Source organism: Nitratireductor sp. GCM10026969 (assembly GCF_042660605.1).
In the GTDB taxonomy this organism is placed as follows: Bacteria; Pseudomonadota; Alphaproteobacteria; order Rhizobiales; family Rhizobiaceae; genus Chelativorans.
Genome location: NZ_JBHSUM010000186.1, coordinates 1 through 7,665 on the forward strand (window position 1 = coordinate 1; position 7,665 = coordinate 7,665).

General features: G+C 65.5%; 8 protein-coding genes and 1 pseudogene. 2 read left to right on the plus strand and 7 right to left on the minus strand.

Going from position 1 to position 7,665, the window contains the following annotated elements; genetic code table 11:
* Positions 1–217 (plus strand): annotated as a pseudogene (locus tag ACFP9U_RS22425) (pilus assembly protein TadD); the annotation flags it as partial.
* 25 nt (positions 218–242) lie between these two features.
* Here ACFP9U_RS22425 and ACFP9U_RS22430 read toward each other — a convergent pair.
* Entirely contained in the window at positions 243–1,013 is a 771-nt protein-coding gene (locus tag ACFP9U_RS22430; RefSeq protein ID WP_378624868.1) for an MBL fold metallo-hydrolase, read from the minus strand.
* Positions 1,014–1,156: 143 nt separating this feature from the next.
* Here ACFP9U_RS22430 and ACFP9U_RS22435 point away from each other — a divergent pair, with 143 nt between their 5' ends.
* Complete coding sequence (locus ACFP9U_RS22435; protein WP_378624870.1) at positions 1,157–2,260, plus strand: cis-3-hydroxy-L-proline dehydratase; 1,104 nt, start codon at positions 1,157–1,159, stop codon at positions 2,258–2,260.
* A 472-nt stretch (positions 2,261–2,732) separates the two neighbouring features.
* On the opposite strand, the gene rpsU is transcribed toward ACFP9U_RS22435, so the two are convergent.
* The 6 genes from rpsU to cysG all read right to left on the minus strand — a co-directional run.
* Positions 2,733–2,960, minus strand: coding sequence for a 30S ribosomal protein S21 (gene rpsU, locus ACFP9U_RS22440; RefSeq protein WP_007010888.1), 228 nt, complete (start codon positions 2,958–2,960; stop codon positions 2,733–2,735).
* A 197-nt stretch (positions 2,961–3,157) separates the two neighbouring features.
* On the minus strand, positions 3,158–3,688 hold the full coding sequence (locus tag ACFP9U_RS22445; RefSeq protein ID WP_378624871.1) for a DUF934 domain-containing protein: 531 nt from the start codon (positions 3,686–3,688) through the stop codon (positions 3,158–3,160).
* Positions 3,689–3,698: 10 nt separating this feature from the next.
* Positions 3,699–4,463, minus strand: coding sequence for a phosphoadenylyl-sulfate reductase (locus ACFP9U_RS22450; protein ID WP_378624873.1), 765 nt, complete (start codon positions 4,461–4,463; stop codon positions 3,699–3,701).
* Positions 4,438–6,108, minus strand: a complete 1,671-nt coding sequence (locus ACFP9U_RS22455) for a nitrite/sulfite reductase (protein ID WP_378624874.1) — start codon at positions 6,106–6,108, stop codon at positions 4,438–4,440. Before ACFP9U_RS22455 ends, ACFP9U_RS22450 begins: the two co-directional genes overlap by 26 nt.
* A gap of 18 nt (positions 6,109–6,126) precedes the next feature.
* A complete protein-coding gene (locus tag ACFP9U_RS22460) occupies positions 6,127–6,435 on the minus strand; it encodes a DUF2849 domain-containing protein (RefSeq protein ID WP_378624876.1) in 309 nt (102 codons plus the stop codon).
* 4 nt (positions 6,436–6,439) lie between these two features.
* On the minus strand, positions 6,440–7,665 hold a 1,226-nt coding region (gene cysG, locus ACFP9U_RS22465; protein ID WP_378624878.1), incomplete at its 5' end, for a siroheme synthase CysG.

The following is a 7,665-nucleotide window of genomic DNA, read 5'->3' on the forward strand; positions in this document are numbered from 1 at the left end:
GGCGGCGGCCCCCGGAGCGGACAGCCGCGTGCGCCAGAACCTGGCGCTGGCCGTCGGCCTGCAGGGCCGTTTCGCGGAGGCCGAGCAGATCGCCGCGCAGGAGCTTCCACCCGAGCAAGCCCGGGCCAATATCGCCTATCTGCGCGCCATTCTGGCACAGAATGACAGCTGGGGGCAGATCGCCCGCGAGGATGCCCGGAAGAAAGACGGCGGCTGACACGGCGCGCGCGCCGGCCCGTCGTTCAGCCGTCGTACCACCCGGCGAGCCGCACCTCTATATCGTTGCTTTCCTCCTCCACGAGGCTCTTGAAGCGCTCCACGTCGCTGCCGCGATAGTGGTAGGGATAGACGACCATCGGCGCAAATTCCGCCACCGCGCTAGCCGCCTGCTCCACCGTCATGGTGTAGGGCAGGTTCATGGGCACGAAGGCGAGGTCGATGTCTTCCAGCGCCCGCATTTCGGGAATGTCCTCTGTATCCCCGGCGATATAGACCCGGCCACCCATCAGCGAGAGCACATAGCCGTTGTCGCGGCCTTCGGGGTGATATTGCAGGCGGTCCTCCGTGGTGTTGTAGGCGGGGATGGCCTCGATCCCGATCCCGGCCACCTCGGTGCTCTCGTCATTGGCGAGCTGGGAAGCGCTGTCGCGCAGGCTGTCGGGCAGCATGTCGAAGACCGCCGGGTTGGTGATCATCTGCGTGTCGTCGGCAATCAGCGCTTGAAGCGTTTCGGGCTCGTAATGATCCGAATGTTCGTGCGTGATCAGGATGAGATCGGGTTCGGGGAAGCCTTCATAGGGCCCCGCGCCACCCACCGGATCGACATAGATTACCGTGTCACCCGCCTCCAGCACCACGGAGGCGTGGCTGACGGGATGGACGGTCAATTCGCCTTCGCCAAGCGAAACCGTGTCACCCCCTTCCTCCTGGGCAAAACCAGGGGAAATGCGGGTGCCGAGCATCGCCAGTCCCGTCATGCCAGTGATCATCGCCGCGCGTCGTGTCAGCTTCATCTCCCATCTCCTTTCCGCAAGTCTATCAACACGTCGAAACCTAGTGCGGGGACAGCAACACAGGAACCTGATAATGCTTCGCTGACCATTTCGTGATCACCGCACACAGAAGACGCGGTCGCGTTCGAAACGGAGATTGGCCCTTGAAGATCACCGGCATCCGCGCCTACCAGGTCGACCTTCCGCTGAAGGAGGGCCGCTACGCCTGGTCGAACGGCAACTTTGTCGAGGTGTTCGATTCCACCGTGGTGGCGATCGAGACCGACAGCGGCCTGGCCGGCTACGGCGAGTGCTGCCCGCTCGGCCCGGCCTATCTGCCGGCCTATGCCGCTGGCGTGCGTGCCGGGCTGCAGGAGATCGCGCGGGCGCTGATCGGACTCGACCCGACCGACATCGGGACGGTGAACCGGGCCATGGATGCCGCCCTCAACGGCCACCCCTACGTGAAGGCACCGCTGGATATGGCCTGCTGGGATCTGCTCGGCAAGGCCGCCGGAATGCCGCTCGTCAAGCTCCTAGGCGGCATGGCGCAGGAGGAGGTGCGCCTTTACCGCGCCATTTCCCAGGAAGCGCCAGAGACGATGGCGAAAAAGATCGCCGGCTACAAGGCGGAAGGCTACACCAAGTTCCAGCTCAAGGTCGGCGGCGACGCCGACGAGGACATTTCCCGCATCCGCGCCTGCCGCGACATCCTGGATGCAAGCGACGTCCTGGTTGCCGATGCCAATACCGGCTGGACACGGCATGAGGCGGCGCGGGTGGTCGATGCGGTGGCGGACCTTGACGTCTACATCGAACAGCCCTGCCGGACCTATGACGAATGCCTGTCGATCCGCCGGCGCACGACGAAGCCCTTTGTCATGGACGAGAGCATCGCCGGTCTCGAGGTGCTGGTGCGGGGGCTTGCCGAAGACGCGATGGACGCCGTCAACCTGAAGATCTCCAAGGTGGGCGGACTCACCAAAGCGCGCGCCATGCGCGACGTATGCATGGCCCATGGGGTGGCGATGACGATTGAGGACACGTGGGGCGGAGACATCACCACGGCGCCCATCGCCCATCTCGCCCAGTCGACGCCTTCGGACTTCCTGCTTTCGGCGACCGACTTCAACTCCTACGGCACCAGGAAAATCGCCCGGCACGCGCCCGGGCGCGTCAATGGCGCCATGAAGGCACCCGAGGGCCCCGGTCTCGGGGTGGAACCGGACTTCTCCGTGCTCGGCCACCCGGTCCTGTCGTTTTCATGAGAGAAATACGGGATGCGTAAGCCTTAAATTTTACGCAAATTTTACCAAACTGAAGCGGGAGCCCGCCGCTTAAACATTGTTTCGGAACGATATTCCGCTTCTTTCGTTATTCCGGCAAGTAGAAACAAACAAAGGATCAAACGAAAACAATGCTGCCGAGACTCGAAAAGAAATCGGAGGCAGCGCGTTCGATCCGCCGACAGATTCGCGAGGCGGAGAATATTCGATTTCTTCGCCGACTGCCGGGTCTCGAAGTGAAAAGCGAGCTGCCGACGGAGTTTCTTGAGCTTCTCGGCAAGCTGCACAAGGCGGAGGACAACGCAGCCGACGTTCCGACCAAACGGCGTCGCCCGGGCACGCGAAGGCGCTGAGCCGCGCCTCTCCTAAACGCTGCACACACGAGCGCCGGGCAAGGCCCGGCGCAAAAAGACTCTAATGAAAATGTCCGGCGATCACGGACGGGAAAGTGCGTTCAAGCGGCGCGGCGCTTCTTGGGCAGAAGGCCCTCGCGCTGTGCCTGCTTGCGCGCCAACTTGCGAGCGCGGCGCACGGCCTCGGCGCGCTGCCGGGCGCGCTTTTCGGAAGGCTTTTCGTAGGAGCGGCGAGACTTCATCTCGCGAAAAACGCCCTCGCGCTGCATCTTCTTCTTGAGCACCTTGAGAGCCTGATCGACATTGTTGTCGCGAACGATGACCTGCAATGTTCTTCCTTCTTTCGAGTTGGCGTTGTTCAAGATCGAATTCCACGCGGGCACCAAGGCCGGCGCTGAGGCGGCAAAGCCGCCAGCATGGACGACTCGGGAGAGGCGCGGATTATACCCAAATTCGCGCGCAATACACCCCTTCACCCGAGAAATAGTGCCGCAGGTCGGATTTTGCGAGTCAAGGAGGCCGGATTCTACCCCGCCAGGCGGCGCCAGGCATAATTCCCCGGCTGGGCCGCGGCCGCCGCGGGCTGATAGTGAAGCGGAATGCCGCCCCGCTCGCCCGCTTCGAGACGGGCGAGCGTCGTGGGATGGACGATCTCGAAACTGGAGAAGCCGCAGCGCAGCATATGCGCGATCTGGTCGATCAGCACGTCGCCGGTAGCGCGCAGATCGCCGCGATAGGCGTGGCGGGCACGCAGAAGCTCGGCCTTCGAATAGCTGCGCCCGTCATTGAAGGCGGGGAAGACGAGCGCGATCAGCGGCAGCCGGTCGAGGAAGGGCAGAAGATCCTCGATTCCCTCGCCCGGCAGGACTTCGACGCCCAACCGGGGAAGCGCGGCCTCGCGAACCGCCGGATCGAGCGCAAGGAAGGCGGCGAGCGGCAGGATGACATTGCCGGTCTCGGGCAGCGCCGCGCCCTCCTCAGAGCGCATCCACGTGTTCTCGCAAAAGCCGTCCTCGGTCCACAGCCGCGGGCTCAGGGTCTGTTCGTTCGCGCTCATGATCCGTTCCTCAGGCCGCCGAAGTTATGGATTCGAGCCCCGGCAGGTGAATGCCGCACTCGGTCTTGGCCGTGCCGGCCCAGCGTCCGCTGCGCTCGTCCTCGCCGGGCTTCACCGGCTCGGTGCAGGGGAAGCAGCCGATCGAGAGATAGCCGAAGGCCACCAGCGGATTCTGCCGCAGATCGTGTGTGCGCATATAGGCTGCCTGGTCTGCCGTGGTCCAGCGGGCCAGCGGGTTTATGCGGATGCGCGGGCCCACCGCCTCGAACACGGGCATCCCGGTGCGTGTGTCCGACTGGTAGCGCTTGCGGCCGGTGAACCAGGCCGCATAGGGCTCCACGGCGCGCGCCATCGGCTCGACCTTGCGAATCTCGCAGCACAGATCGGTATCCGATTTGTGCAGGACCCCGTCGGGATCGCGCATGGCAAGTGCTTCGCGCCGGGGGTGCACGATGCGCAGGTTCGTCAGGCCCAGATCGTCGGCGAGCTGGTCGCGGTAGTCCAGCGTCTCGCCGAAATGCTGACCGGTGTCGAGAAACAGCACCGGCAGGGAACTGTCGAGACGCGCGACCATATGCAGGAGTGCCGCCGAATCGGCCCCGAAGGAGGAGACGGTTGCGATCCCGCCGGCCTCGCGGAAGCGTTCGACGGCAACCTCGATGATCGCCTCGGCCTCCAGATGGCCGTAGCGCCTCTCCAGCGAGGCGGCGAGCTCCAGCGCTTCCAGTTCGGCCTTAGGCATTTCGGACTCAAGCGGCCCTGGCTTCGCGACCATAAAGGGCCTCCTTGAATGGTGCGGCGCCGAGCCGGCGGTAGGTGGTGAGGAAGGCCTCATCCTTGTCCAGGCGGTGCGCAAGATAGGTTTCGACGATCGTCTCCACCGCATCGGTGATCTCGTCCGGGCCGAAGCCGCGGCCGACGATGTCGCCGATCGAGGTGTTCTCGTCGCCGGAGCCGCCGAGCGTGACCTGATAGAGCTCGGCGCCCTTCTTCTCCACGCCCAATATGCCGATATGGCCGACATGGTGGTGGCCACAGGCATTGATGCAGCCGGAGATCTTGATCTTGAGGTCGCCGATCTCCTCCTGGCGCGTCTGGTCGGCGAACCGGGTGGCAATCTCCTGGGCCACCGGAATCGAGCGGGCGTTGGCGAGCGCGCAGTAGTCGAGGCCCGGGCAGGCGATGATGTCGGTCACAAGTCCGGCATTGGAGGTCGCAAGGCCGATCGCGACGAGCCTGTCATAAACGGCTTTGAGATCGGCGCGCGCCACATGGGGCAGAACCAGGTTCTGCTCGTGGCTGACGCGGATCTCGTCGAAGCCGTAGCGTTCGGCAAGCTCCGCCACCGCGTCCATCTGGTCGGCGGAGATATCGCCCGGCACCTCGCCGATGCCCTTCAGCGAAATTATGACGGAAGCGTAGTCCGGATTCTTGTGCGTGTGCAGGTTGCGCCCGAGCCAGGCGGCGAAGCCGGCATCGGCGGCAGCCGCCGTTGCGACGGCTGCGTCACCCTCGCGCCGCGCCGGCAGGGCGGGCGGCGCGAAATAGGTGTCGATCGCCTGGATGTCGGCCTGCGGCAGCTTCAGCTCGCTGTCCTTCAGCGCCGCGAACTCCCGCTCCACCTGGGCCTTGAGCTCTTCCGTGCCGGTCTCGTGCACCAGGATCTTGATGCGCGCCTTGTACTTGTTGTCGCGGCGGCCGTGAAGGTTGTACACGCGCAGGATGGCGGTCGTGTATGACAGGAGATCCTCTTCCGGCAGGAAATCGCGGATCTTCTTGGCGATCATCGGCGTGCGGCCGAGCCCACCGCCGACATAGACGGCGAAGCCGAGCCGGCCCGACGAATCCTTCTTCAGATGCAGGCCGATGTCGTGGACCTGGACAGCGGCGCGGTCACGCTCGGCGCCGGTGACCGCGATCTTGAACTTGCGCGGCAGGTAGGAGAATTCCGGGTGCAGCGACGACCACTGCCTGAGGATCTCCGCGTAGGGCCGCGGGTCCGCCACCTCGTCGGCGGCCGCACCGGCGAAGTGGTCGGCGGTCACGTTGCGAATGCAGTTGCCGGAGGTCTGGATGCAGTGCATCTCGACGGAGGCGAGATCCTCCAGGATCTGCGGCACATCCTTCAGCGCAGGCCAGTGGAACTGCAGGTTCTGGCGCGTGGTGAAGTGGCCGTAGCCCTTGTCGTAAGTGCGCGCAATATGCGCCAGCATGCGCATCTGCCGGGGCGCCAGCGTGCCATAGGGAATGGCGATCCTCAGCATATAGGCGTGGAGCTGCAGATAGACGCCGTTCATCAGCCGGAGCGGCTTGAACTGATCTTCCGTCAGTTCGCCGGACAGCCTCCGCTCGACCTGGTCGCGAAACTGGGCGACGCGGGCCTTCACGAAAGCATGGTCGAATTCGTCGTAACGGTACATGGTGTTCCCTGACGTTTTTCAGACCGGGGCGAGGGCAGGCCTGCGAGCCTGCTTGCCGAGTTCGGGGTGAATGGTGGGACCGGCGGCGCGGATGCGCTCGCGCAAACGGATGGGGCGGACGGCGCCGTCCACGAACTCCACGTCAATCAGGTTGACGTCGACGACTTCGTTGCGGGCGGCCGCGGCGCGACCGGTCTCTTCCAAGCGCGCCTCGGTCTCCGCCTCGCGGGCAACCTCGGCCTGGGCGATATCCTCCACCCAGCGGCCGCCGGCCGCCAACCACACCGCTTCTCCGTCGGACAGCCTGTTTGCCGTCAAGAGCTTCATGGCGTCACTTCCTGTCTGCGTTGGCGGGCGGCACATCGGCATCGCGCCGGGCGGCAAGCGGTTGCGAGAGCGCGAAATTGGCGCCGGCCACCGCGTCTCCGATGACGGTCAGCACCGGGCCGGTCAGGTCCGAACGGGCGCTGAGCGCCGGCAGGTCGGAGAGCGTGCCGTGAAAGAGCCGGCGCTTCGAAAAGCTGGCATTCTCGACGACAGCGACGGCCGTGTCCGGCGACAGCCCGGCCTCCTGCAGCCTTCCGGCCACCTCGGCGGCGGTGGAACGGCCCATGTAGACGGCCACCGTCGCGCCGGAGACGGCAAGCTTGGCCCAGTCGGGAAGGGCATGGCCCTTCAGGTCGTGCCCGGTGGTGAAGACCAGGGAGGAGGCGACGCCGCGCAGGGTGAGCGGCAGCTCGAAATCGGCCGCGGCGGCGAACGCGGCGGTCACGCCTGGAACAATCTCGTAGGAAATGCCGGCATCGCGAAGCGCTGCCATCTCCTCGCCGGCGCGGCCGAAGATAAGCGGATCGCCGGACTTGAGCCGCACCACGCGCTTTCCGGCACGGCCGAGTTCCACCAGGAGCGCATTGATCTCACCTTGAGTCTTGGAATGGCAGCCCTTGCGCTTGCCCGCTGCGATGCGCTCGGCGTCACGCCGGCCCAAGGCAACCACCGTCTCGGGCACCAGCGCGTCATGGATGATGACATCCGCTTCCATCAGGAGGCGCTGGGCGCGAAGGGTCAGGAGATCCTGCGCACCCGGTCCAGCGCCGACGAGCGCGACATGGCCAAGTTCCGTTCCCCGGGTCTTGAGCAGCGCATCCGCGGCGGACGCGGCACGCGGGCCGTCGTCCCTGTCGAGGGCGCGGGCGGGGCCGCCGGTGAAGAATGACTTCCAAAAGCGGCGGCGCGCCGGACCTTTCGGCACCTTCCTTTCAACCACGTCGCGGTAGGAAGCGGCAAGCTCCGCCAGACGGCCAAGGGACGGCGAGAACATCTGGTCGATCCGCGCGCGGATCATCTGCGCAAGTACCGGCCCGGCACCCTCGGTGCCGATGGCGATGGCGACGGGCGCGCGGTTAACCAGCGCCGGGGTATAGAAATCGCAATGCTCGGGGCGGTCGACCGCGTTGGCAGGAATGGCGCGGGCCCGCGCGTCGGCCACGATGGCGGCATCGAGCGTTTCGTCGCCCGTGGCGGCGAAGACCATCGCCGCGCCATCCAGATGCTCCG

Bases quoted from the DNA above. Each gene is read 5' to 3' on its own strand.
- ACFP9U_RS22455 (WP_378624874.1), bottom strand. From the start codon at position 6,108: ATGTACCGTTACGACGAATTCGACCATGCTTTCGTGAAGGCCCGCGTC.
- ACFP9U_RS22430 (WP_378624868.1), bottom strand. From the start codon at position 1,013: ATGAAGCTGACACGACGCGCGGCGATGATCACTGGCATGACGGGACTG.
- ACFP9U_RS22460 (WP_378624876.1), bottom strand. From the start codon at position 6,435: ATGAAGCTCTTGACGGCAAACAGGCTGTCCGACGGAGAAGCGGTGTGG.
- ACFP9U_RS22450 (WP_378624873.1), bottom strand. From the start codon at position 4,463: ATGGTCGCGAAGCCAGGGCCGCTTGAGTCCGAAATGCCTAAGGCCGAA.
- ACFP9U_RS22445 (WP_378624871.1), bottom strand. From the start codon at position 3,688: ATGAGCGCGAACGAACAGACCCTGAGCCCGCGGCTGTGGACCGAGGAC.